Origin of the sequence: Mesobacillus harenae (assembly GCF_013343715.1) — a bacterium.
In the GTDB taxonomy this organism is placed as follows: Bacteria; Bacillota; Bacilli; order Bacillales; family Cytobacillaceae; genus Mesobacillus_A; species Mesobacillus_A harenae.
On the sequence record NZ_JABUNR010000001.1, the window covers coordinates 202,525 to 228,170 of the forward strand.

Here is a 25,646-nt window from a genome sequence, read left to right on the forward strand (position 1 = left end):
AAGGGCAGTTAAGAACAGTAGGCTTTATTCTATTCACCATACTTTGTATTAGCATAATTAAAATATGTAGAAACTCTAAGTGGAAAATAATGGGGGTACTGCTTTACTTTATCTTTTTTGGGCTTATCCCGTTTTTTAAATAAACTAACCGATTGACCCAGTTTATCCAAAAATAATTAGTTAGAGTAATGAAGTTAAAAAATTAGTTAGAAAGGGGATTTGATGAAAAACACATTGGCACGTTTTTTATCGTACTTTGGTTACACGGTCATTTTGTTTATTATCACGTATCGGGGATTTAAGTATGAATATTTGATTGCAGATCAAACTTCAGAAGACTATGGAACTATCACGTTCTATAAGCAAATGGTGTTTTTTTTGATATTTACAATTGTCTTGGGGGTTCTATTTGCATTGCCATCATTAGCTAAAAAAATAATGAGGCAGGGCAAATGGAACTTCGACTGGGTGCAGTTTCTCTCTGTTGGAATACCATCTATTATTGTAGCCGCAGCTCCCCTGATACACTTCTCATCGATAAGCATAGGTGGGCTCTTATCCCCGCTTGTTCTCCCAGGGTATGGAAGATTTATTAGTGCGATCGCTGGGATTGCTTTTGGCTTCAATATGTTGATATGCATAAAAAAAGTAAACCGTTAATATTGTTTGAAGCATTTAAATTTACAGATTGAGTAAAAATGCTTCTTCAATAAAGGGTGCAATAGTTAAAGAAAAGCCGGAATTTATAATAAAGAAAACTCGCCGATTTTTTGGGGCGAGTTTTTGCTTTTCTAAAGTCTTGTTACGATGTTGCCAAGCCTGTCATTTTGGTGGAAGTATCACCTCAAAACTATATCTTTTAGGAGAGTTTCTGTGCTTTTTTCAGTTTCGTGTATAGTGAAGAACAAGGACCTTTTCTATACTTCCCATGCTCTCTTCCTTGCTTCTTGAGAGAATATGATAATGGCTTTTATGTCCCAATTCCCTTTGCAAAAGTTAAATGTTGGAGGATAGATGTGAGTTAAAGAGAGTGTATTAATAACTACCTCGGGCTCTCATCATTATATTTGTATAAGTTTCACTTTTGTAGCCATCTTCTTGTCAGATTATTTTCTAATCCAAACTGATCTAAAATACGAGCAACTGTGTGATTTACAATATCATCAACACTAGTGGGTTTGTTATAGAAAGCGGGCATGGGGGGACTAATAGAAACACCCATTCTTGAGAGCTTTAACATATTTTCTAAATGAATTTGGTTAAATGGTGATTCTCGAGGAACTAAAATTAATTTTCTGTTTTCCTTTAATATTACATCAGCTGCCCTAGTTAATAGATTATCGGCTAAACCGTGGCATATCGAAGCAACAGATTTCATGCTACAAGGAGCCACAACCATTCCATCTGTAACAAAAGAACCACTCGAAATAAGAGCTGCTTGGTTTTTGGGTGAATAAACATGTGAAGCCAAACCTTTAACATAAGAAACATCGTAATTGGTTTCAATAACAGTTGTCTTTTCTGCCCATTCACTCATAATCAAGTGAGTTTCAACCCCTGCGTTTCGTAGAGCCTCAAGTAATCTAATTCCGTAAATTGCTCCCGTGGCCCCAGATATACCAACGATGATTTTCATATTAGGTTCCTCCAAAATATGTATTTTCTAACATTCCATTTATAACTATAAATCCATATTGTTAAATAATTCTGACATTAAATATTATTATAAATGATTTCTTAGGATTGTAAGCCTTTTTGATAAGACAAAAAAGAAGTAAGTTTTTTGTCCAAATAGATAAAGGCATATGTTATAAAATATAGAATTATATGACTATTCTGAAAAGGAGGTATCAAGTTTTTAAATATCTGTTATCCAATAAAAGGGAGGGTTTATTTTGAAAAAGACATTTGTTTTAAAAAGTAAGCTGGTAATTACTTTAGTTGCTGCTTTTCTATTATTAATCGCAGGGTGTTCCTCAGAGTCAAATGGTTCAAATAATACGGATGATGGCTCATCAGGAGAAAAAAGTGGAGCCGTTACTAAAGTTTCACTTGCGACTGGAGGAACTGGAGGTGCATGGTATCCAATTGGAGGGGGATTTTCTAACGTTGTTAACGATAATTCCGACGTTATAAATATGTCAGCAGAAGTTACCAATGGCGGAGTGGAGAATGTTCGTCTGGTCTCAAACAATGATAGCCATTTTGGATTTGTAAATACAGATGCAGCGTACCATGCTTTTCAAGGAAATGAGCCATTCGGTAAAAAAGAAAATATAGTAAGTATGTTCAATCTGTACGATAGCACATTTCAGGCTGTAGTAGCTGCTGACTCTGGTATTAACTCAATTTCAGATTTAAAAGGGAAAAAGGTTGTTGTTGGTCCACCTGCATCTTCATCAGCACAAATGGGATGGGATATTTTAGAACAGGCTGGTCTAAGTGAAGGTGATATTGAACCGCTGTTAGTTAGCTTTGAGGAGGGAGCAAGTGCTTTAAGTGATGGAAATGCAGACGCGCTGTTTGTTATGAGTGCGGCTCCGAATTCACAAATTTTAAACTTAGGTGCTACTAAGGAAATAAAACTTCTTTCTCTAGAGGAAGAGTTACGGAACAAAATAGTAGAAAAGTATAGTTATTATGGAAAAACTACATTAAAGGCCGGGACTTATGATCACCAGGCGGATGATGTAGAAACACTTTCCTTGCCTACAATGATCATTGCAAATGCAGATGTATCAGAAGATGTAGCCTATGAATTCACAAAAATGATATATGATAATTTAGCAAAAGTGCACGAATTCCATGCTATGGCTAAGGATATTTCACTTGAAAATGCGATTAATGTACCTATTCCTATGCATCCTGGTGCAAAGAAATACTTCCAAGAACAAGGGCTAGATATTAAATAACTCCAATTTCAATGTTGATTAGCTGCTGAGGGAATCAAGGCTCAACCTTTAGGGTGGGAAGAGCCTTGAATCCTCTCTTACTTAATCATTCATAATAGCACAATATATTATGTCTATGTTCATTTTGAATGACTCAAAAGGGGGGGGTAACATTGGCCTTTTCATTAAGGGATATAGGGAAATATCTCATCATTATTATTGCTGTGGTTCTTACAGTGTTTCATCTTTATACAGCCGCTTTCGGAGTATTACCAGGATTAGTTCAAAGATCCATCCACTGGATGTTAATTTCAATCATCATTTTTCTTATTGGACTAACTTCAGTAGAAAGAAAAAAAACCTTATGGGAAATTATAGGTAATATAACCTTGTTAGTTTTTGCTACAGTAACAGGGCTTTATATTTTTCTTAACTATGATGAAATTATCCAAAACTACGGGCTGTTTTCTTCTACAGATGTCATTTTAGGGATCCTAGCCATAATCGTTTTACTTGAAGCTTCTCGCAGAGTGCTAGGAATGATTTTGCCAATTGTGACATTGGTATTTATATTCTACGCGTTTGCTGGGCCATGGCTTCCAGGGTTATTAGGTCATAATGGGGTAAGTTTTGAGCGCTTTTTTACATTTATGTACCTGGGTTCAGATGGAATCTACGGGATGGCATTAGGTGTATCAGCAACATTTATATTTCTCTTTATCCTTTTTGGCAGTTTTCTTAACCGATCCGGGGCTGGGCAATTCTTTGTTGATTTAGCTTTAGCGGGTACAGGCAGGATAACAGGGGGACCTGCAATGTCAGCGGTGGCATCTAGTGCAATGATGGGAACGATATCTGGAAGTGGCGTCGCCAACGTGGTTACAACTGGGGCTTTTACCATACCATTAATGAAGAAGACTGGGTACAAACCTCATTTCGCCGGTGCTGTAGAGGCAGTCGCATCTAATGGTGGACAAATTGCTCCTCCAATTATGGGGGCTGTAGCCTTCCTTATGGCTGAATTATTAGGTATACCTTATTTAGAAATAGCAACAGCTGCTATTATTCCTGCAGCTCTTTACTTTATAGCAGTAGGTTTTGTCGTATATGCTCAGGCGAAAAAGGATGGCATTAGACCGCTAACGAAGGAAGAGGTCCCCAATTTAAGGAAAACCATAAAGAGCGGTATTATTTATTTCGTTCCGTTAATAATTATTGTTCTAATGTTAATCCAGGGTTTTAGCCCTATGAGGGCGGCTTTTTTTGCAATACTTTCCGTAATTGTAATAGGTGTATTGAAAAAAGACGTCCAATTTAATCTTAAGGCAATGCTCGAATCAATTGAAGAAGCAGCAAAATCTGCTTTACCAGTAGCAGCGGCTTGTGCCTGCGCCGGCATAGTTATTGGAGTAGTTTCATTAACTGGTTTAGGATTAAAGTTATCTAGTTTAATTGTTTCTTTATCCGGAGGAATCGTAATTATTGCATTGATAATAACGATGTTGGTATCCATTGTTCTTGGAATGGGACTACCTACCTCAGCTGCTTATCTATTACTCGCAGTATTGGGGGGGCCTGCTTTGATCGAAATGGGTGTAAATCAGCTGTCAGCTCACTTATTTATTCTCTATTTTGGCTGCTTATCTACAATCACTCCTCCAGTCGCGCTTTCTTCATTTGCAGCTGCAGGAATAGCAGGGTCATCTCCAATGCAAACAGGATTTACTTCATTTAGGTTGGCGATTGTTGCTTTTATAATTCCGTATATGTTTGTATTTAACCCGTCATTATTAATGAACGGGGAATGGAGTAATATATTAATTGCAACAGTTTCAGCTGCTTTCGGATGTTACCTTATGTCAGGCTCAATTATTGGGTGGTTATTAGGAAATGTAGGTTTTAGCCTGCGTATCGTTCTTTTTATAGCGGCGGTATTAATGTTGTATCCAGGAATATATTCTGATCTAATTGGGTTCGCTGTTTTTGTCTCAATCTTCTTATGGAGAAAATATATACCTAACTCTTCTAAAGACGTAAATCTTAATGCAAGTTAAAAGGAGGAACTAATATGGCAGCATGGCATGATTTGAGAGATTACTTAAAATTTTTACAGGACAATGATGACTTACTTATAATCAACGATGAGGTCTCAGCTGAATATGAAATCGTTGCTTTAACTAGGCAAACATCAGATATTGAGGGTCCGGCTTTACTTTTTAATAATGTTAAAGGTTATGATTATCCAGTATTAAGTGGATTGTTTTCTGCTGAAAGAAGGGTTGCTCAAGCGTTTAATTTAGATGCCAAGAAGTTTCTAGATTTTTATAGGGAAAAAGAAGGAGAAGCGATTGATCCTATACTTATAAAAGATGCACCATGTCAAGAAATTGTGCTTACTGGGGATGAGATCGACCTCTATCAACTGCCAATTCTCACTCATTACGAAAAGGATGGAGGGCCATATATAACGGCAGGTTTGCAAATTGCGAAACACCCCGACACAAAAAAAAGAAATGTTTCCATACATCGTATGTTGCTGCTGGGTAAGGATAAATTATCCGTTTATGCACCACCAGGAAGACATCTTGGGCGGATAATTCAACGAAACGAGGATGATAACAAAGGAACAGAGATTATGACGGCAATTGGAAATGCTCCCGCACTGTCTATCGCCTCACAGGCTCGCGTTCCGCTTGGTTTTGATGAGTTTGCAGTAGCAGGTGGGTTAATGGGAGAAGCGGTGCCACTAGTAACTGGAAAGACTATAGATGTTGAGGTTCCGGCATTTACTGAAATAGTAATCGAAGGAATAACGATCCCTGGTGAAAGGGTTCCCGACGGTCCGTTTGGTGAATACCCAGGGACCTACAGTCCTGTTAAGGATGCACCAATTTTGCAAGTAACAGCTATTACAATGCGGAAAAATGCATTCTACACCAATGCATTAACGGGAATGCCAATGACTGAAAACCATTGGATGATGCAAGCAGCCGTAACAGCATTGGCCTATCAGGAAGCTTATAGAATATGTCCTGAAGTAAAAGCAATTAATGTTACACCGGGCGGAACCATTCGCCATCATGTAGTGGTTTCTATTAAAAAGCGACATCAATCTGAAGCAAGAAATTTAATTGCAGGTCTGTTAGCAGGCCCGATTGGAGCAAAGTATGTGGTAGTCGTTGATGAAGATATAGATGTTTTTGATCCTATGCAAGTAGAGTGGGCTATAAACACTCGATTCCAGGCAAGTGAGGATTTGGTTGTACTCCCAAACTTATATAGTCCGACATTAGATCCTTCTTCTCCTGCCGAAAGAACAAGCGATAAAATGGGCCTAGATGCCACAGCGCCTTTTGGAAAGTTAGAAGAATTTAAAGCGCCTTATACACCTGGAATAGAAAATATCCATCTTGAGGACTTTGTGAAGCGTAATTCAAAAAATCAAAAATTAACTTTTTAATAGTTTAATAAATAACTCTATTTGTAACGGTTCGTCTGTTTCAACAAGTGGATAATTTATTTATAAAAAGATACCCCGGTTTGGGGTATTTTTTTTAATGAAAAATGTTAAGAGTTTTAATGAAAAATTTAAATGGATATTTTACTAAATGGAAAATTTAAGTACTCTGATTCAATATTTAATAAGTTCCAATCAAGTTAAGGGTTACCCTGGACCGTATTGTTTAATCCTACATTTAAAATTATAATGTTCATATTATCTGAATATAGTATCTTTTTTAAATGATTTAAATCATCTATACTTTCTATATATTGTAAGAATACTGATAAATTTGTTGATTCTCACAAAGCTTCTTTAAATCATTTATCTAAGTAGACAAAGGTAAGAGCTAATGCGAGAACGAATTTAATAATAAAGGAGTGACTAAAAGGTCTTCCTTTTTATAAAAAGAGAATTTTGTTCGAATTAATTTTTTGGGGGGGATTTTAAGTAGTTTTTATAATAACAAGAAGTTTAAGCTAGTCGATGAAATTATTACTTATCATTATACTGGAGGGATAGAAGTGAGAAAAGTTTTTACTACATTAATGTTGGTTTTTATAATTGCCCTTGCTGGCTGTGGAAATACATCTTCAACAGAGGAAAAAAACAATGGAAGTACTGGTAATTCTGAAAGTGAACCAATTGTGTTCCGATTTGCAACCGAATTAAAGGATGGTACACCACAAGTTAAAGGAGTTAATAAGTTCAAAGAATTAGTTGAAGAAAAAAGCAATGGGCAAATGGAAGTGGAAATCTATCACTCTGGCCAACTAGGTTCAGAAAAAGAAGTAATGCAAATGCTTCAAACTGGCGGGGTGGAATCCGGATTAATTACCACTGCAGTACTAGGGAATTTAGCACCAGAATTCCAGGTTGTCGATCTGCCGTTTTTATTTCCTAATCGAGAAACAATTTATCATATTTTAGATGGGGAAATTGGAAATGACATATTAACCACCTTGGATGATAAAGGACTAAAAGGAGCAGCATTCTTTGAAAGTGGCTTTAAACAATTGACAGCCAATAAAGAAATTCAATCACCAAGCGATTTAAATGGGTTGAAGATTCGAACAATGGAAAGCCCAATTGTTATGGATACTTATAAAGCATTAAATGCAACTCCGGTTCCAATTGCATTTCCGGAAGTGTATAACGCGCTTCAACAAGGTGTTGTTGATGGCCAAGAAAACCCAATTGCTTCTATAGCAACAATGAAGTTCTATGAAGTGCAAAAGAACTTAATGATAACAAACCAATCTTATTTAGGCTATGGAGTAATTTTCGGGAAAACATGGTTTGATGGTCTTTCATCTGAATTGCAGGAAGTTTTAGTGGCTTCTGCGAAAGAAGCTGCTGATTTTGAACGGGAAACTGTAAAAACAGATGAAGCTGCATATTTAGAAGAGATTAAATCTTCTGGAACGACGGTAACTGAGCTTTCTCCTGAAAAGCTAAAAGCATTTGAAAAAGGAACAGCTTCAGTACACGAAGATTATGCTGAGATTGTTGGGTCTGATTTATTATCCAGTATTAAAGAAGCTGTAAGTGAATTCCAAAAGTAATCTAATCAGTTTTTCATACTTATCAAGAAGGTCTCATTAACTGAGTCCTTCTTGAGTTTAGAAAACAATTACTTATTTAAGCTGGATCACATCAAGAGCCGACCTTTATGTTGAAAGGGTGATAATAGTTGTGGAATAAAATTGATAAGTACCTATCTATGGCGGTAAATTACTTCCTTGTTATAAGTCTACTATTTGTTTCTCTGTTAGTTTTTGTAAATGTTATTTTACGTTACTTTTTTAATACAGGGATAGTGGGTACAGAAGAACTCGTAGCTTATGTAATAATATGGAATGTGTTTATAGGAGCAAGCACCTTGATATTAACTGGAGAACACTTATCAATGGATGCTTTGGTGGAGTTCATTCCCAAGAAAATTAAAAGTGGCTTAACTATTCTGGTAAGTTTGGTTGGGATTTTATTTTCTATGTCATTAGTATATTATAGTTTACCAGTTATTAATGCTTTATCACTATCTGTTACACCCTCCTTAAGGATTCCTTCATATATACCATTTTTGGCAATTCCTTTAGGCTCCTTAATTACTTCTTTACGGTTTATCCAATTAATTATCAAACAATTTAAATTGATCAGTGGGAGGGAGTTAGGATGATCGTCACTTTGGTGATTGTAGCGTTTATCTTAATGTTAATAGGTGCACCAATTTATCTAGCTCTCGGTACTGGTGCGTTAGTTGCATTGGCTTTATTCGGCTCTCTTCCATTAGATGTTGTTGCTCAAAGGATATTTGCGGGGCTGGATGAATTTTCATTGATGGCTATTCCTTTTTTTATCTTTGCTGCCAATATCATGGCGTCGGGGGGGATGGCTGATCGTATTATTAATCTAGTACAGCTAATGCTAGGTCGAATAAAAGGCGGACTTGGTCTGGCAGCTGTCGTCTCAAGCCTGTTTTTTGGAGCTGTTTCTGGCTCTAGCCCAGCCACTGTCGCGTCGATTGGAAAACCACTGTATCCGCGTCTAATCAAACAAAATTACCCAGAAGGATTTTCAGCTGGATTACTAGTCAGTGCTGGTGCACTTGGGATAATTATACCACCAAGTGTGACAATGATAATTTATGGGTCAGTCACTGGAGTTTCTGTAGGCAGCTTATTTATGGCGGGAATTGGTGCAGGTTTATTTTTTGCACTAGTCCTAAGTATGTATGTTCTGATTAGGACTAGAAGCTTTAAGGATATTCCCATTTCAGAAAAGTTATCTTTCGGTGAAAAGTTTAAAATCATTAAGGATGCTTCTTGGGGGATGGGTGTGCCGATTATAATTCTGGGTGGTATTTATGGAGGGGTTTTTACTCCTACAGAGGCTGCTGGAGTTTCGGTTATTTATGCTCTTTTTGTTACGGTTTTTGTCTACCGCGATCTTTCGGTCAAAGAATTGTATAACATCGTATTGGATTCAAGCAAAGTATCTGCGCAGGTAATGATTGTAATAGCCTTAGCGTCCATTGTGGGTTGGGTTATTACAATTAGTGGTTTAAGTAACGATATATCACAGTTAGTTACCGGAAATACATTGACCATTCTAATCGTAATCAATCTCATTTTCTTGGTAGGTGGTATGTTCCTTGATGGATCATCCTTAATTGTAATATTGGCTCCACTATTAGTACCAATTGGAATGAATGCGGGGATAGATCCAGTATTCTTAGGGATTTTAATAACCGTAAACTGTGCTATAGGAATGTATACTCCGCCGTTTGGTTTAAATATTTTCATAGCCTCACCAATAATGAAATTATCGATTGAAAAAATATCAAAAGCAGCAATTATTTACGTAATGATCTCCATCTTAGCACTGGTTATTTTAATACTTGTGCCGGAAATATCATTATGGTTACCGAATTATATTTATGGCAAGTAAACTTTCTATAAGGGTGTGTTTAGTTTGTTAATTCTTAATGAGCAAGAAATAAAAAAAATACTGTCAATGAGCGAAGCTATTGAGGTAAATGAATTGGCGTATCGTGCATTTTCCACAGGAAAAGCTGAATCCCCATTAAGATTTAATATGCAGCTTGATAATTCTGAAGACTATACACTTTTCATGCCAGGCTATGTATCAGAAACTGGTGGATTAGGTGTAAAAGTTGTAACGATATTACCGGATAATGTAAAAAGAAATTTACCTGCTACACAAGCAGCTATTTTATTGCTGGATAGGGAGACAGGTGTCCCTTCTGCCTTGATGGGTGCAACTTATATTACTGCTTTACGAACGGGGGCTGGAACTGGCGTGGCTACTAAATATTTAGCACGTGAAGATGCCTCGGTTGCAGCGATTATTGGAACAGGCGGGATGGCTCCGGGACAACTGGAAGCTATATGTGCTGTTAGGGACATTAAAGAGGTGTATGTCTATAATCGCACGAAAGATAAGGCAGAAAAATTTGTGGAGGACATGAAAAAGGGATTCCGTAATGACCTTACCTATTATGTTACTTCGTCCCCAGAGGAAGCGGTTAGAAAAGCAGATGTTGTCGCCACATCAACTTCTAGTCCAGAACCGGTTGTAAAATATGAATGGTTAAAGAAAGGAGCGCATGTTAATGCGGTGGGTGCCTTTAATTCCAGCATGCAGGAAGTAGATGAAGAATTAGTTGTTAGAGCAGATATACGAGCAGTGGATGGGATTTCAGCAGCATCTGTTCCAGGTGATTTGTCCATTCCTCTAAAAAACAAAAGTATTAATAAAGAAGATTTAATCGAAATAGGCAACTTGATCGACCAAGGCGTTAAAGGGAGACCAACGGTGGATGGTATTACATTTTTTAAATCCGTAGGGATATCTGCACAGGATATCGCAGTAGCCATTGCGGTATTGGAGAAAGCAAAAAAGGAAGGGGAAGGAATGGAAATTAGTTTGTAAAAGAATTTGATCAAAGTTAAAAAATTCATTTCAAAGGAGGATTTTTTGTGTACGGATGGCGTGCGAGGGTGGGACTATTACTACCAATGGATAATGCCGTAATGGAGCCGGAATTAAACAAGGTACCTGGTTTAGAAGGGATTAGTTTTTATGGGGTACGTTTGACTACTGACAAAAGAGAAGATATGCCGAATAACGGTATAGAGTTATCGAAGCTGTTTAACGAGGTAGGAACGGATATAATTGTCTATTCGTGTGCTGAAACTGCCTTTCTAAAAGGTGTGGATGGCAACGAGTATATTTCTAAAAGAATTGAAGAAATTACGAATCAACCGGCAATAACCGCAATGTCCTGTATGGTTGAGGCTGCCAAGGCGTTAAATATCAAAAAGGTTTCACTTGTAACCCCTTATACAGAAGAACGAACGAGAGTAATGATTGACTTTTTTAAACGAATGGGAATTGAAACTTTAGGAGCAAACTCAGAAGACTTTTCAAAGCGATCAAAGGATACACGCGAATGGTATGAATGTAATTTGCAGCCGCCAAGTACGGCATATGTTATGGCAAAGGAAGCAAATAACAGCGATTCAGATGCGATTATGATTAGTGCTACAAATTTCCGCACTTTTGAAATGATTGAAAAACTGGAAGAGGATTTAGGGAAGCCGGTGATTACCACAAATCAAGCGATTTTATGGGCTGTATTTAATAGATTAGGTATGCATACGAAAGTTCCTGGATTAGGAAGGCTTTTAAATCAATAGGATAAGGAGTAAATAAATGAAATTAAAGGATAAAGTAGCTATTGTCACAGGTTCGAGTAAAGGACTAGGAAAAGCCATTGCTCTTGGGTTAGCTGACGAAGGTGCAGATGTTCTTGTAAACTACCATTCTAGTAAGGAAGAAGCAGAAAAGGTTGTACAAGAGATTGAGAAAAAGGGTAGACGTGCCCTTTTATTCAAAGCAGATACAAAAAGTAAAAAACAAGTAACTGATATGGTATCTTTTGTTGTTGAACAATGGGGGAAAATTGATATTTTAGTCAATAATGCAGGAGTTATGTACAATACCCCATTTTTGGAAATTGAAGAAGAGGAATGGGATAAACAGCTAGATACAAATGTAAAAGGGTACTTTTTATGCGCACAAGCGGTAGGACTTAAGATGAAGGGTCAAGGAAGTGGGAAAATCATCAATATTTCATCCACAAGACAGGTACAAGCTTGGCCAGGTAACCTTCATTATTGTGCGTCAAAAGGTGCTATTTATATGATGACACGTGTAATGGCGCTAGAATTAGCACCTTTAGGCATCCAAGTTAATAGCATAGCGCCAGGAACAATAATAACCGAACTAAACCAGGCCAACTTCAGTGATGAAACAAAGAGAAATGAAAGGATCGGGCGTATTCCTGTAGGGCGATTTGGAGAACCAGAAGACCTTGTCGGTGCAACTGTTTTGCTAGCATCTAATGAAAGTGATTTCATTAATGGTGCCTCATTAATGATAGATGGTGGCCAGACAATTTGGTAAAAAAATGATTGCATCTTATTATAATTATTCGGTTTTATTAGGATGATTATAATAGGATGCTTTTAAGAAAATGGTGATGACTATGTCTATAACTGTTGAAAATTTAATGAGAATCGGTGGATTAAGGGAATGCCATATTGTTGCTGGTCATAGAGGAATTCATAGAGAAGTCCATTCCGTCACAACTATGGAAGTACCCGATATTGTCAAATGGTTAAAGGGAAGTGAGCTGTTACTATCTACTCTCTATCCAATAAAAGATAATGAGGAAGTACAGGAAAATCTAATTAGGCAATTACATGGAACCGGTACAGCTGCGTTGGCTATTAAGCCACATCCTTTTGTGGAAAAAATACCGCAGCATTTTCTAGAGGAGGCTGAAAAATACGGTTTTCCTATAATTGAGATCCCCGAACACATTTCGTATCTTGAAATTATAGCTCCTGTAATGAATACAATATTTGATTCTAAGGTCGTGTTACAGCAAGATTTGGAACAGGCAAGCCAATTATTAAATGAGATCTCACTTAGCGCTCAAGGAATCACCACTTTTGTTGAAACCCTCTCCCACTTAATTAAAAGTAATATTACAGTCGAAAGTGAATTATCCTATATCCCAGTTCCAAAGCCGAATTTTGAATTTATCGCTTTAACAGGAGAACAAAAGAGAAATCTTTCCCTTGTAAAACGTCCTATACGTATTAAGCGTAGGATTGATTCGGAGGCTATAGAATGTGTTGTTGCGCCAGTCCTTATTGAAGGCAAAGTTTATGGAAACATTACTTCTTGGGGCGGGAGTACGGAACACCTGGAAATAGACTTAGCAATATTAGAAAAAGCGTCAACCTTGTTATCCTTTGAATTTCTTAGACTAAAGGTAAAATACGATATAGACCAACAGTATAAAAACGACTTTTTAAGAGACCTCTTTTTAAACAAATCTATATCTTTTGAAGTTTTGGAGGAACGAGGAAGGAAGTATAATTTCGACCCGAAACTTTCTTACCTATGTTTTGCTTTTGATATTCCAACTATTGAATATATTAAGTTTGATACGATTACAGATAGTATAAATCCGATCCTAAAGGAGATACAAGGCTTTAAGAAAAACGCAATTATAGGACATTTCCGCGATACTACTTATGCATTATTTCCTGTAGAAAATCTAACAGAAGTTGAAATAAGAAAAATTGTCAATTCGTTATATAATAGTGTGGTTAATAAGGTGAATTACAAAGATATTACACTCGGTGTAGGACGCTTTTATGAAGGGATAGATGGTATTCGAACAAGCTTTCATGAAGCAGAAAAGGCTCTTCACTTAGGAAGGGTTGTCTGGAACGACCGAAAAGTATTTTTTTTCAATGATCTTGGTATCTACCGTTTATTCGACCAACTCACAGATATAGGCGAATTGAAACGGATCTATGAGGAGTCTGTTGGCAAACTTGTTGAGTATGATCAATCCCATGATTTAGACTTAATTCATACGTTGAGAGTTTTTTTGAACCAGAATGAAAAAATGCAAGACACTGCTAACAGTCTATTTATTCACGTTAATACATTAAAATATAGAATTACCAAAATAAAAAATCTAACTGGCTACAATTTAACTCATTCAGAGGGAAAGTTTATCTTGCATTTAGGATTAAAGATTTTAGATTTTATGAACAGAGATTATCGATTCAGATAATACACTGTTCTTTTTTTTATCTAAGAAGACAAAGGTCCACTTAAAGTTTAACTCGAAATAATAACTAAAGGATATATCATTAATACCTTTATGTGTAAGGATTGGGGGACTGTATAGATGAATATAGAACGATTGAAAAAAACTTTGAATGAAATTAATCAAATTGGTTGTTCAGACAAAGGAATAACCAGGCTGGCTTATACAGAAGAAGAAAAGCAGGCAACCGACCATTTTATAAGTCTCTGTAAAAAAGAGGGGCTATTAGTTAGGATTGATGAATGCGGTAATGTGATTGCGAGAAGGGAAGGGGCCAATCCGGAACTTCCTGTTGTTGCAATGGGCTCCCACTTAGATACCGTAAAAAGTGGAGGCAAGTTTGATGGAACACTTGGAGTCATTTCGGGCTTGGAGGTAATTCGCACTCTAAATGAAAAAGAAATTGAAACTCAACACCCGATAGAGCTAATTTCCTTTGCATGTGAAGAATCAGCCCGGTTTGGTGTATCTACAATTGGCAGCAAGGCTATGACAGGAAGTTTGAATAAGGATAAAATCGAAAATTTAAAGGATGGCAAGGGTATCTCTATTAGTAATGCATTTTCTAGTAAAGGTTTAGAGTTTTCCAAGGTGGGACAATCCAAAAGAGAGCAAAAAGAGTTTAAGGCATTTTTCGAGCTGCATGTAGAGCAAGGTCCTATCCTTGAAAAGGAAAATAAGAAAATAGGGATTGTAACTGGTATTGCTTCCCCTACTAGACTGGAAGTCGTCGTCAAAGGAAAACAATCTCATTCAGGGACAACCCCAATGAATAATCGTAAGGATGCTCTCTTAGGTGCTGCCGAAATAAGTCTAGAATTGGAAAAGGCTGCAAAAAAAGAAGCGGATAAAGGGACCGTAGCAACCGTCGGAGTATTGGATGTTAAAGAAAGCGCAATGAACGTCGTTCCAGGAGAAGTCATGATAAAAATCGACATTCGGAGTACCTCCATAGAGTCAAAACAAAAGGTACTTGAGGAAATTAAACAGAGTTTCAATCGTATAGCTAATAAGCGTTGGCTAACAATTGATTGGAAGGTGTTGGGTGACGAACTCCCTGTGTTATTGGATGAACAAATTGTTAAGGATCTTTCGGAATTGTGTGAACATCTAGCGATTTCATATATTCATATGCCTAGCGGTGCAGGACATGATGCAATGAATATGGCCACTATTTGTCCGACTGGACTGATATTTGTACCTTCCGCAGAGGGACTTAGCCACCATCCTGACGAATATACATCCATAGAAGATATAGGGGTAGGAGTTCAATTATTGGAAGAAATTATTTTAAAGTATGCAGTATCTCGAACAAGTTAGAACCATATTAACTGAACTAGTAGTAAGTTAATTCTATAATCATAGTTGAGGTGAATGAGATGCATTGGGATCATATTATTGAGAATGGTATATTAGTAAACTCGAAAGAAGAAATCCAATCTAATATTTATATAAAAAACGGAAAAATTGCAGCCATTGGAAAAGACTTAGAAGGAACGGCAGATGAAATAACAGATGCTAATGGTTGTTTTATCCTTCCTGGGTTAATGGATGTCCACGTTCATTCAAGAGACCCGGGTGCAACTCATAAAGAAGACTTTTTTCACTCTACTCAGGCTGCCGCAGCCGGTGGCTTAACCACCATATTCGAAATGCCAAATACAACTCCACCAATAAATAATGTAGAAAACTTTAATAAACAAGTGGAAAATCTCGAGTCAAAAGCACATGTTGATTTTGGAATATGGGGAATATGCCTAGGAAAGCTAAACATAAGTGATATTCAATCTTTGAATAAAGCTGGGGTAATCGGATTTAAGTTCTTTTGGGGATATGCAGTTCACAGTGAAACATTTCAGCTAATCTATAATTATAAATCAGACATGAAGGAAGTTATCCCTCCCTTTGATGATGGAGAAGTGTATGAAATGTTTCAGGAGGTTGCCAAAACAGGGCGCTTGCTAGCTGTTCATGCTGAAAATCATGAACTAATCCAACATCTTACAGCAAAGGTTGAGGAAAGTGGCAGGAAGGATTATGATGCTTTACTGCAAGGTAGACCAAATCTTGCTGAGGAAACGACTATCCAAACAGCTATTTCTTTTGCGAAATCTGCAAATACTCGTCTTCATATTCTTCATGTTAGCACTGGTGAAGGTGTAGAACTAATTCAAAAAGCCAAAAAAGAAGGATATCCAATCACAGCAGAAACTTGTCCACATTATTTATTCCTAAGTAATGAAGATTACGATCAAATTGGTCCAACAATGAAAATTTATCCTCCAGTTAAATATAAAAAGGATCAAGAGAGGTTATGGGAAGGGATAAGTCAAAAAGTCATTGATATCGTGTGTTCGGATCATGCACCTCATACAAAAGACGAGAAGAGTGGAGACCTTTGGTCAATTCCGGCAGGTATGTGCGGAGTTGAAACCCTTGCCCCCTTAATGATAGATGCTGTAAATAAAGGAAAAATCACGTTACATGAATTGGTATTATTATTATCTGAAAATCCAGCTAAAATCTTTGGTTTATATCCTGAAAAGGGTTCTTTACAGGTTGGTACAGACGCAGATATTACAATTGTCGATTTAAATAAAAAACATGTTATAAAAGAAGAACTGCTCCACAGCAAAAGTAAGATAACAGGATTTGATGGTTTCCAATTAGAAGGCGCTCCTGTAGCGACCATTTTAAAGGGTAAAACAATCATGAAAGATGGAAAAATTGTTAGTGAACCAACCGGAAGATTAGTTAGACCAGATAGAAATGGTAGTATGGATTAGCTAAAAAAGTGAATTTGTACCATATTATAGATGGAAGGTTTTAGGGCAGCTGATGATGCTGATTGTTAGGAAGTGTCAAGTTGTAGTCCGTTAATTTGTTGGTAATTTGGTCTTTACATTGAACGAGTCTGTGAGAATTTGGATAATTATATGTTTGGTGTACCAAAATAATCAGTTCAAATAGTAAAGAGAACATATGTCTTTTTATCAGGAGGGGAAAATGAAGAGTGAAAAAGTACGAATGGAAAAAGACTTCTTAGGTCAAAAAGAGGTGCCAGTTAATGCTTATTATGGTATACAAACACTGCGTGCTGTTGAAAACTTTCCTGTGACGGGATACAGGATTCATCAAGAATTAATTATTGCAATGGCAATGGTTAAAAAAGCAGCATCATTAGCTAATATGGATTCAGGCAGACTTTATCAAGAATTAGGTAGGAGTATTGTTACCGCGGCTACTGAACTAATTGAAGGCGAATGGCATGACCAAATTTTGGTTGATCCTATTCAAGGTGGGGCCGGTACGTCTTTAAATATGAATATAAATGAGGTTATCGCCAACCGCGGTTTGGAATTACTTGGAAAAGGAAAAGGAGACTACTTTTATCTAAGCCCGAATTCTCATGTTAATATGTCACAATCAACGAATGATGCTTTCCCTACGGCGATTCATATAGCTACACTTTCTTTAATAGGAAAGCTTCTTGATACTATGGAAAAAATGCACGAAGTTTTCTTGAAAAAAGCAAAAGAGTTCGATCCTATTATTAAAATGGGGCGAACACATTTACAGGACGCAGTTCCTATACGTCTTGGGCAGGAATTTGGAGCTTATAGTCAAGTGCTGAAACGAGATATCAAAAGAATTAGAAATACACGAGAGCATTTGTTAACGGTTAATATGGGTGCTACAGCGGTAGGTACGGGTTTAAATGCAAACCCCAAATATACTAAAAATGTAGTTAATTATTTATCGGTAATTAGTGGATTCCCATTAAAAAATGCCAGCCATCTTGTAGACGCTACTCAGAATACTGATGTTTATACGGAAGTTTCAGCAGCATTAAAGATTTGCATGGTAAACATGTCAAAAATCGCGAATGATTTAAGGTTAATGGCTTCAGGCCCAAGAACAGGCTTAAGTGAGATTAGCCTGCCAGCTCTCCAACCAGGTTCCTCCATAATGCCTGGGAAAGTTAATCCTGTGCTGCCTGAGCTGATTAATCAGGTGGCATTTCAGGTTATAGGCAATGATCATACCATTAGCTTAGCTTCTGAAGCTGGGCAGTTCGAATTAAATGTTATGGAGCCAGTCCTAGTATTTAACTTATTGCAATCTATTAGTATAATGACAAATTCATTCCAGGTATTTACAAATCATTGTCTTAGTGGAATTGAGGCGAATTCAGCAAAGCTTCAAAATGACGTTGAAAAAAGTGTAGGAATCATTACAGCAGTTAATCCCCATTTAGGATACGAAGCAGTAGCACGAATAGCGCGGGAAGCGATTTTATCAGGTGAGTCTGTAAGACAATTATGTTTAAAATATGATGTTCTGACAAAAGAAGAATTAGATTTAATTTTAGATCCTTATGAGATGACCAATCCTGGAATCGCGGGTGAAGCTTTGTTAAATAAAGCATAAATAAAATCAAATAATTATTCAAGTTAATTAGGGAGCGGTAATTTAATGTTGTAAAGCTTATAGGTAACAGTTCCAACTTTCAAAGTAAATCATCAGATCAGTAGCTTAATCGAAACTTTATGAACTTATTAGTTTTTTTTTATAAATTTATATACTAATATCAAGTAAGGCTTATCATCCGGTAGGTATAAAAATAATTTAATATTTTATTTTCTATTTCCTGTCGAAATATTGACTATATTCTATTAATAGTACTAGAATAAAAATAGATACAATATTATATACTCACAGGAGTGATTTGGATGAATTGATTTCATTTATATCACTGAAAGGAATGATAAGATGGACAAGTCATCAAAGGTGAAAGCCGTTTCTGAATTATTTGAACTGGTCCTCTATTACTATGATAATCGAGACCAACCAGTTAATGAAAATTTTGACTTTTTTACCAAGGTGGAGAACTGTTGCATCAAGTTAGATTTAGACTTCGAAGAATTTAAAAAGGAATTTAATTTAATTACAACACCAAGCTTGTAAAACAATATTGCAATATTCTTTTAGTCAGGGATCTTCAATTTTGCAATATTTTAAGCATCAGGGTCACCCAAGTAATCATGCTTAGGTGACCTTGGTTTTTTTATGAACTGTAATTAAATTAGTTTAATGATCTGTTAAGGTACCTCTCCACGGATCCTTAAAGGTTTTTAATAACTTTGTGTATCATCATCTAACCTTGATAGTATTACATAATCGGATTAGAAACCTTCCCCAAATTCACATTCCTCCTTAATTGCTACTGGATTAATACGCAATGCACTGTCATTAACCGGATTTTCTTGTTTCACACTTAGTTCCACGGATGTAGAGGCTAGCAAATCTGTTAACGTTACCAACCCCGTTAGGACTTGTTATTCTGACATCGTAAACCGAATATAAAAAGAAAAACTCGCCCAAAAAGTTTGCGAGTTTTCTTTATAATAATTTCGGCTCTTCTTTAACTAAAGCGACACGGGTAGTTAAAATATATACTTTCACAAACTTTCTTTAGTAGAAAAAAAGCTGTATTTATTAGTGACAGCACTATAAGCACAGCTCCTTAGCTCAACAATCATCATGCATTGAATAACGTTTATTTTTATTTTTGTAGATTTTTCCGCATAAGAGATGCCACTTGTAAGTTATCCTGATTAGAAGTCTTTTCTAAATTATCGATTATCAACTCTTGACGTTCCACTGGATGATTTTGACTTAGTTTAGCTTTTGCATCAATTTTTGTGATTTTTATTTTGAACGGAACAATGCCTTTATTCATTGCTTCAATATAGCTAGGGTCGACATTATTCAAATTGTATGCACTATCAGAGCTTTCATATTTATTTACCAAGTCATTTAAAGAATTGAATATTACATCTCTATCTTCAATAATCTCCATCTTTCCATATAAATGGATAGACACATAATTCCAAGTAGGTACTGCTTTAGTTGTTTCGTACCAAGTAGGGGAAATATAACAGTGTGGGCCTTGGAAAACCGCAAGGACTTGTTGGTTTTCAGCGTCCTTCCATTGTTCGTTCGGACGAGCAAAATGACCATATAAAGCATTTTCAGATTCATTTAACATAAGTGGCAAATGAGTAGCGCAGGGCTCTCCTTGATGCTGAGAAAATAAAGTTGCAAAGCCATATTTTTCGATAAAATCATAGATTACTTTCTCATCATCAATTTTAAAATATTTAGGTATATACATAATAATCCACCTTTCATAAAAAAGTTATATGAGTCTTTTGGTCATTATAAGGTCCATTTGTTTTTCATCACCCATATAAAAAGAGTGGGCTCCGGATTGAACAAACCCCATTTTATTATAGAAAGTAATCGCATTTATGTTTTTTTCCCATACACCTAACCAAATCTTCTTTTTATTACGTTCCATTGCAATTTCTATGGCTTTATTGAGCATATATTTTCCAAGACCAAGTTTGTGAAACTGGTTCTTTATGTAAATCCTCTCGATCTCAAGTGAGTCATTACCCATATCTTCAGACTGAGCATCATTGGTATTGATCTTTAAATATCCAGCAACTTCATTATTAAAATAAACAAAAAAGAATTGTGAGGAAGTGTTGGATAATTCCTTTTCTAATTGCTTTAAGTTAAATGCTTTTTCTAAATAGGAATTCATATTCTCGGGTGAATTTTGATGCTTAAATGTCTCATTAAATGTGTCATAACTGATTTCTTGAAGTGTACGTAAATCTTCAATGGTGCACCTTTTTAAATTAAGAGTCATTTTTAGATGTCGCTCCTTATATACTCAATAATTTCTCTTGTTTCCCTTTTTAACAAATTCCCAATCTTTTTCTATATTTTTTCTTACTCTTTGGAGAAGATCGAATATGGCATCTTCTTCACTTTCGGAAAATCCCTCTAATGCAACGGAATTGGAATAATCATTTTCTCTTTTTATAAAAGGATAAACATTTTTGCCTTTCTCTGTTGGAAAGAGCTTCCTAATTTTTTTGTTATGCTGATCCTCTTTCTTTTCAATAAACCCATTCATTTCGAGATTTTTTATAGAACGAGCTGCTGTTGTTCGATCTACTTTTATCATCTCAGCTAACTTTTCTTGGATGATTCCTGGATTTTCACATATTCGCACAACATACAAATATTGCCCCTTTGCAAGGTCATGTTCTTTAAATTCTATATTACTTATAGAATCTAATGCCCTTGCTATCATTCCAATTTCACGAAGAATTTCACTCATAATGTATCTCCACCAATTTAATGTTCTCAAAACAATTATAATGACACTTTGTTGCAAATACAATAAAAATAAATAAACTCGTCGTTAATGTAACAGAGCGAGCAATTGGTCCTGCTGCAACTTAACGAATATTCTTGGTTACTTTTTTTAATACCGTCTATTCATTCCTGTTCAAATATAGACCAAGGTGAGGTTTTATAGTAATGGCAGGACATTAAAATTCCGGATACGGAATATATATATAAGGATTAGCTTCTTAAGAGAATTGGGACAAGTAATCAGGAGGTTTGGGAGAACTGTTAACGATAGATAAGAATTTTCCAAATAACAAGGGGGGGGTTTTAGTGGAAAATAATTTAGGCAGAGTGGATTACTATTTAAAGGACAAATGTCTTTTAAGTACTAATGTAAAACATTGGGATCAATATGTAACAGCCTTAAGAGCCAGTAACACTGTAACGATTTATAAAAAAGAGTATGCGGTGCACAAAATAAATATGGTTCATGATTCATTAAAAATAGTATTAAAAGTTAGCATCGAGAGGTTAAAAGTTTATGATTAAGAATATTTGCCATGAGAGGGAGGGATGAGGTAAGAATCCCTCCCTTTTATGAATGCTATCCACCATTTAATTCCTGAAAATCGAAAAGCAGCTAACACATGATCCCGGTATAGAACCGGGTTTATTTTATTTAACCTGCATTAATAACCATGATTACCTCAATTCCTGGCCAACTTAATGTTGCACCCCGCATGCTCCAGATGATTTTACCGCTTATATTTTTGAGCGTCCCTTCCTTTCCAAAAGATTAAAAAGGGTATATCAACAATTTGGAGAATAGCTAAAGTATAAAATAAAAATACAAGACAAGGTGATTCTATGTTTAAAAGCGAACTAACGGAGATTCTTCAGATCGATTACCCAATCATCCAGGCACCAATGGCAGGAGGAGTAACAACACCTGAGCTGGTGGCTGCAGTCTCCAATTCCGGAGGGCTAGGATCGATCGGTGCGGGTTATATGACACCTGAACAGATACGCGTTCATATTAAGAAAGTTAAGGAACTGACCTCAAAGCCTTTTGCAATCAATCTATTTGTCCCCAGCAAATTTGAGGTCACGAAAAGTGAAATGGAGTCAGCGAGCCAGAATCTGCAGTCCATCCGTACAGAGTTAAATGTAATTCAGGATGATGTCGAAGTTCCGATATATGAAAATATGGTAAAAACATTTAATGAGCAAATTAAGCTTATTATTGAAGAAAAAGTGCCTGTCTGTTCATTCACATTTGGGGTTCCTTCTTTGGAGGTCATTGAGACTTTAAAGAAAAATAAGATTATCGTAGTGGGAACGGCTACAACGGTTGGAGAGGCAGCTGAAGTAGAAAAGAGTGGGATGGATATTGTTGTTTTACAGGGCAGTGAGGCAGGAGGGCACCGGGGGAATTTCATGCATGGCGACCAGGAAAGCCTGATTGGGTTAATGTCACTAATTCCGCAGGTTGCAGACCAGGTTGAAATTCCAGTCATTGCTGCAGGGGGTATCATGGACGGGAGAGGTTTGATGGCTTCGCTCTGTCTTGGAGCAAAAGGAGTTCAGATGGGGACTGCTTTCCTGACATGTGAGGAAAGCGGTGCTCATCAGGTACATAAAAAGACGATCCTTCAGGCCAGTGAAGACCAAACCGTGTTAACAAAAGCAGTTTCTGGCAAAACGGCACGAGGGCTCAACAATCAATTTATCGTGGAAGCGGAGGAACTACAAACCGCTTTCCCTGAGTTTCCAGTTCAAAATGCCCTTACTCAATCAATCAGAAAAGCAGCGGCTCAACAAAATAAGCCAGAATATATGTCCCTGTGGTCCGGCCAGAGCCCAAGGCTAGCTAGAGAACAAACTGTTGCTGAATTAATGGAAAAGGTTATTTTTGATGCTTTAAATATCATCAATACTAACTAAAAATCAATGGGAGATTCATTCTGCTGATCAGTAAAGCGAAAAGGAAAAGAAATCAATTCAACTGTTTGGTTCCGCTCGTTCTGACTGCTATTTACGTCTGGAAAGAGAAAAAGCTGAGATGAAATTTAATGATCAGCCTAAGGATAAATGTTATGTTGATTATTAAGATTCAAATCTGTACTTTCTAGCCGCAAAAGCTTCTAGATTTAAAACGGAAATTACGAGGAAGACATCTTCATAAAGAATTAAATGGGACTTACCTACAAACCTATGAAACTGGGTGGTGTGGTCGATATTTTAGCGGCAAAAATAAATAGTCTATCTAAGGAAGAATGGGTATGGCTCTCATACTTCCTTTTTCCGTCTCGTTAAGGAAGCAGCTGTTGAAAGGGAGGTTAAATGGTGAAATATTTTATGCTTGGGGTTTCTGGAATCATGGTAGCTGCACTGACCCTAGCCCTGTTTTTTTATCAAAATACTGACCAAATAATGAATCCGCAGATGGGTCAATCGAATAGCCAGCAAGGCAGTAAAACCCCAGATCAGACGGAGCCAGATGCCTTACTACCTGTAAATACAGATCCGATCAGTTATTCTTTACAAAACAACGAGCTAAATATTTCCTATAACAGTGGAAATGACTGGGTCAAAGTCCCGATAGAAAAGGATCTATTATTTGAAGGGGAATACAGGGGAAACAAACAGGAATTGATTGATGGAAGCTATGTACTTACGGAAAATCGGGCAGCTTTCTTATATTCAGAAGGGTCCGACTGGGAAACGAAAAGAATCCTATTAAAATATTCCCTAGACCAAGGAGCAACATGGCAGGAAGGTATAGTTTCGGAATCTTTCCCCTCCATGCGTTTCAGGAAGGTTGATTTCTTAAATGAACAGTTCGGGTATGTAATTATTTCTGGAGGGCGAACCATGTCTTCGGAATACTCAATTCCCTTTTTAACTTATGATGGTGGAAAGAGCTGGGAGGCAACAGCGGAAACCGGGAAAACCAGGCTTATTGCGGATGGAGGTTTTGTCGATGAATCAACGGGTTTTTTGTCGTATGGAACGATCAATCCAGCTGAGCCGGATTTTTATGTTACGCAGGACGGGGGAACTACCTGGAAGCAGTCAACCTTTCAAATTCCTGAAAAATTCAAGCAAATATTTGTCCAGGCTGAAACTCCAACCAAAGAGGGAGAGCATTTAGCTGTTTTGGTCAACCAGGGCCCCAACGGTGATTATCGGGGAGGTAGGGTGAAGGGGAAATTCATTTCAGATGATAATGGTCTAACATGGGAGTTTTCCGAGGAGGTGCAGCCAATTGAAGGAGAATAAATCGAACCTTGTGAAAATAACAGGCTGGATTCTGTTCTTTTTAGCCGTTGGATTTTTTTGTATTCAAATGGGATATTTTCTAGTACATGCACGTTATCAGGTGGAGTACATCGACAATCGGCTTTTTTTCATTATCAATATCCTTTGCATGATTTGTTTGGCTGGTTCCATTTTCCTTCTATTAAATCTGACCAAAATGGTTCAATTAATCGTTTTAAGTGTTTTGATATTATTTAGTATTGTCAATGTGAACCTGCTAGTTAAAAGCAAACAGGAGGTGAACAATATAACAAGCCTATCGCCAGACTGGAAACATGTTTTATCTATTAAGGAAGATGTCGAGAGAGGCGTGGCCGTCTACTACAGGTCTTATTTTGGCATTATGGGCCGCCCGCGAGAAGCTTTGCCCCATAAGACGGCAGGAGATTTTAAGGTCGAATGGCTGGAAAAGGATGTGGCTGCAGTAACCTACAAAACAGACGGCGATACAATTCAGCAATTTATCGGGACGTATGGAGACCGGGGCACTGGCACCTCCTATTATTATGTGGGAGCTGAAATTCATGGCCAATGGAAAGCCAAAGATTATCAGGTTGAGAGCACTCCGGAGGGAATCTTTGTTACTGAAAAGGGTAAAACAGAGATGTTTGAGTGGGAAAACATTATCCAGTTTGGCACACTGGCCGTTGTTTTAAAGAAAAACGACGAAGCAGTCTGGACGATCGCCTTAAATGAAGACTTTAAGGTTCATTCCGATCCAGCTGAACCAACCACAGGAAACATTATTCTATACAAAGCAACCATGAAAAATAATCAGCTAATAACACTGGAATATAAGACTGTAAATTGAAAATTGGTGCCTGTCACTTCCCGGATTTTCTTGTTTCACACCATGTTCCACGTTGGTAGAGGGCAGCCAACCTGTTTGTGTTTCCAAGCACTTAAGGAAAGCGAATGGTAGGGTGCCTTTCATATCACATTAAGTAAATAAGTTGCCCAAATTTTATAGTGGGACAAAGCATTTTATATGTTAACTTAAAAA

23 protein-coding genes are annotated in these 25,646 nt (G+C 36.9%); 19 read left to right on the top strand and 4 right to left on the bottom strand.

Going from position 1 to position 25,646, the window contains the following annotated elements; genetic code table 11:
• Window positions 1-222: 222 nt before the first annotated feature.
• Window positions 223-660, top strand: a complete 438-nt coding sequence (locus tag HRJ06_RS00925) for a hypothetical protein (RefSeq protein WP_174727328.1) — start codon at window positions 223-225, stop codon at window positions 658-660.
• Between the two features lie 418 nt (window positions 661-1,078).
• On the opposite strand, the gene HRJ06_RS00930 is transcribed toward HRJ06_RS00925, so the two are convergent.
• The gene (locus HRJ06_RS00930) at window positions 1,079-1,636 is read right to left on the bottom strand and encodes a UbiX family flavin prenyltransferase (protein ID WP_174727332.1); all 558 of its coding nucleotides are present in this window, start codon (window positions 1,634-1,636) and stop codon (window positions 1,079-1,081) included.
• A gap of 259 nt (window positions 1,637-1,895) precedes the next feature.
• On the opposite strand from HRJ06_RS00930, the gene HRJ06_RS00935 reads away from it, so the two are divergent.
• The 14 genes from HRJ06_RS00935 to HRJ06_RS01000 all read left to right on the top strand — a co-directional run bounded on the left by HRJ06_RS00935 (window position 1,896) and on the right by HRJ06_RS01000 (window position 19,078).
• Entirely contained in the window at window positions 1,896-2,912 is a 1,017-nt protein-coding gene (locus HRJ06_RS00935) for a TAXI family TRAP transporter solute-binding subunit (protein ID WP_174727335.1), read from the top strand.
• A gap of 152 nt (window positions 2,913-3,064) precedes the next feature.
• The gene (locus HRJ06_RS00940; protein WP_174727338.1) at window positions 3,065-4,945 is read left to right on the top strand and encodes a TRAP transporter permease; all 1,881 of its coding nucleotides are present in this window, start codon (window positions 3,065-3,067) and stop codon (window positions 4,943-4,945) included.
• A gap of 14 nt (window positions 4,946-4,959) precedes the next feature.
• Complete coding sequence (locus HRJ06_RS00945) at window positions 4,960-6,351, top strand: UbiD family decarboxylase (protein ID WP_174727341.1); 1,392 nt, start codon at window positions 4,960-4,962, stop codon at window positions 6,349-6,351.
• A 563-nt stretch (window positions 6,352-6,914) separates the two neighbouring features.
• Complete coding sequence (locus HRJ06_RS00950; RefSeq protein WP_174727344.1) at window positions 6,915-7,955, top strand: DctP family TRAP transporter solute-binding subunit; 1,041 nt, start codon at window positions 6,915-6,917, stop codon at window positions 7,953-7,955.
• 128 nt (window positions 7,956-8,083) lie between these two features.
• On the top strand, window positions 8,084-8,569 hold the full coding sequence (locus HRJ06_RS00955) for a TRAP transporter small permease (RefSeq protein ID WP_174727347.1): 486 nt from the start codon (window positions 8,084-8,086) through the stop codon (window positions 8,567-8,569).
• Complete coding sequence (locus HRJ06_RS00960; RefSeq protein ID WP_174727350.1) at window positions 8,566-9,840, top strand: TRAP transporter large permease; 1,275 nt, start codon at window positions 8,566-8,568, stop codon at window positions 9,838-9,840. Before HRJ06_RS00955 ends, HRJ06_RS00960 begins: the two co-directional genes overlap by 4 nt.
• 24 nt (window positions 9,841-9,864) lie before the next feature.
• Complete coding sequence (locus tag HRJ06_RS00965; protein ID WP_174727353.1) at window positions 9,865-10,845, top strand: ornithine cyclodeaminase family protein; 981 nt, start codon at window positions 9,865-9,867, stop codon at window positions 10,843-10,845.
• A 47-nt stretch (window positions 10,846-10,892) separates the two neighbouring features.
• Entirely contained in the window at window positions 10,893-11,612 is a 720-nt protein-coding gene (locus tag HRJ06_RS00970; protein ID WP_174727356.1) for an aspartate racemase/maleate isomerase family protein, read from the top strand.
• 16 nt (window positions 11,613-11,628) lie between these two features.
• Complete coding sequence (locus tag HRJ06_RS00975) at window positions 11,629-12,381, top strand: SDR family NAD(P)-dependent oxidoreductase (RefSeq protein WP_174727359.1); 753 nt, start codon at window positions 11,629-11,631, stop codon at window positions 12,379-12,381.
• A gap of 70 nt (window positions 12,382-12,451) precedes the next feature.
• The gene (locus tag HRJ06_RS00980) at window positions 12,452-14,074 is read left to right on the top strand and encodes a PucR family transcriptional regulator (RefSeq protein WP_174727361.1); all 1,623 of its coding nucleotides are present in this window, start codon (window positions 12,452-12,454) and stop codon (window positions 14,072-14,074) included.
• Window positions 14,075-14,191: 117 nt separating this feature from the next.
• Entirely contained in the window at window positions 14,192-15,430 is a 1,239-nt protein-coding gene (locus tag HRJ06_RS00985) for a M20 family metallo-hydrolase (RefSeq protein WP_174727365.1), read from the top strand.
• A 59-nt stretch (window positions 15,431-15,489) separates the two neighbouring features.
• Entirely contained in the window at window positions 15,490-16,896 is a 1,407-nt protein-coding gene (allB, locus tag HRJ06_RS00990; protein ID WP_174727368.1) for an allantoinase AllB, read from the top strand.
• Between the two features lie 220 nt (window positions 16,897-17,116).
• Window positions 17,117-18,541: an aspartate ammonia-lyase gene (aspA, locus tag HRJ06_RS00995; RefSeq protein WP_174727371.1), complete on the top strand. Its 1,425-nt coding sequence runs from the start codon at window positions 17,117-17,119 to the stop codon at window positions 18,539-18,541.
• A gap of 342 nt (window positions 18,542-18,883) precedes the next feature.
• The gene (locus HRJ06_RS01000; protein ID WP_174727374.1) at window positions 18,884-19,078 is read left to right on the top strand and encodes a hypothetical protein; all 195 of its coding nucleotides are present in this window, start codon (window positions 18,884-18,886) and stop codon (window positions 19,076-19,078) included.
• Window positions 19,079-19,676: 598 nt separating this feature from the next.
• On the opposite strand, the gene HRJ06_RS01005 is transcribed toward HRJ06_RS01000, so the two are convergent.
• The 3 genes from HRJ06_RS01005 to HRJ06_RS01015 are packed head-to-tail and all read right to left on the bottom strand — an operon-like array spanning window position 19,677 to window position 21,308.
• Complete coding sequence (locus tag HRJ06_RS01005; RefSeq protein WP_174727377.1) at window positions 19,677-20,288, bottom strand: FMN-binding negative transcriptional regulator; 612 nt, start codon at window positions 20,286-20,288, stop codon at window positions 19,677-19,679.
• 24 nt (window positions 20,289-20,312) lie between these two features.
• Window positions 20,313-20,831 carry a spermidine/spermine N(1)-acetyltransferase gene (gene paiA / locus HRJ06_RS01010; protein WP_174727380.1) on the bottom strand — a complete coding sequence of 173 codons (519 nt, stop codon included), beginning with the start codon at window positions 20,829-20,831 and terminating at the stop codon, window positions 20,313-20,315.
• Between the two features lie 24 nt (window positions 20,832-20,855).
• Window positions 20,856-21,308 carry a MarR family winged helix-turn-helix transcriptional regulator gene (locus tag HRJ06_RS01015; protein WP_174727383.1) on the bottom strand — a complete coding sequence of 151 codons (453 nt, stop codon included), beginning with the start codon at window positions 21,306-21,308 and terminating at the stop codon, window positions 20,856-20,858.
• A gap of 344 nt (window positions 21,309-21,652) precedes the next feature.
• On the opposite strand from HRJ06_RS01015, the gene HRJ06_RS01020 reads away from it, so the two are divergent.
• The 4 genes from HRJ06_RS01020 (at window position 21,653) to HRJ06_RS01035 (ending at window position 25,454) form a co-directional block, all read left to right on the top strand.
• Complete coding sequence (locus HRJ06_RS01020; protein ID WP_174727386.1) at window positions 21,653-21,871, top strand: hypothetical protein; 219 nt, start codon at window positions 21,653-21,655, stop codon at window positions 21,869-21,871.
• Window positions 21,872-22,189: 318 nt separating this feature from the next.
• Entirely contained in the window at window positions 22,190-23,266 is a 1,077-nt protein-coding gene (locus HRJ06_RS01025) for an NAD(P)H-dependent flavin oxidoreductase (protein WP_174727389.1), read from the top strand.
• A 399-nt stretch (window positions 23,267-23,665) separates the two neighbouring features.
• Window positions 23,666-24,604 carry a sialidase family protein gene (locus tag HRJ06_RS01030; protein WP_197969800.1) on the top strand — a complete coding sequence of 313 codons (939 nt, stop codon included), beginning with the start codon at window positions 23,666-23,668 and terminating at the stop codon, window positions 24,602-24,604.
• A complete protein-coding gene (locus HRJ06_RS01035; RefSeq protein ID WP_174727392.1) occupies window positions 24,591-25,454 on the top strand; it encodes a hypothetical protein in 864 nt (287 codons plus the stop codon). The genes HRJ06_RS01030 and HRJ06_RS01035 overlap by 14 nt, the downstream gene beginning before the upstream one ends.
• Window positions 25,455-25,646: the final 192 nt, after the last annotated feature.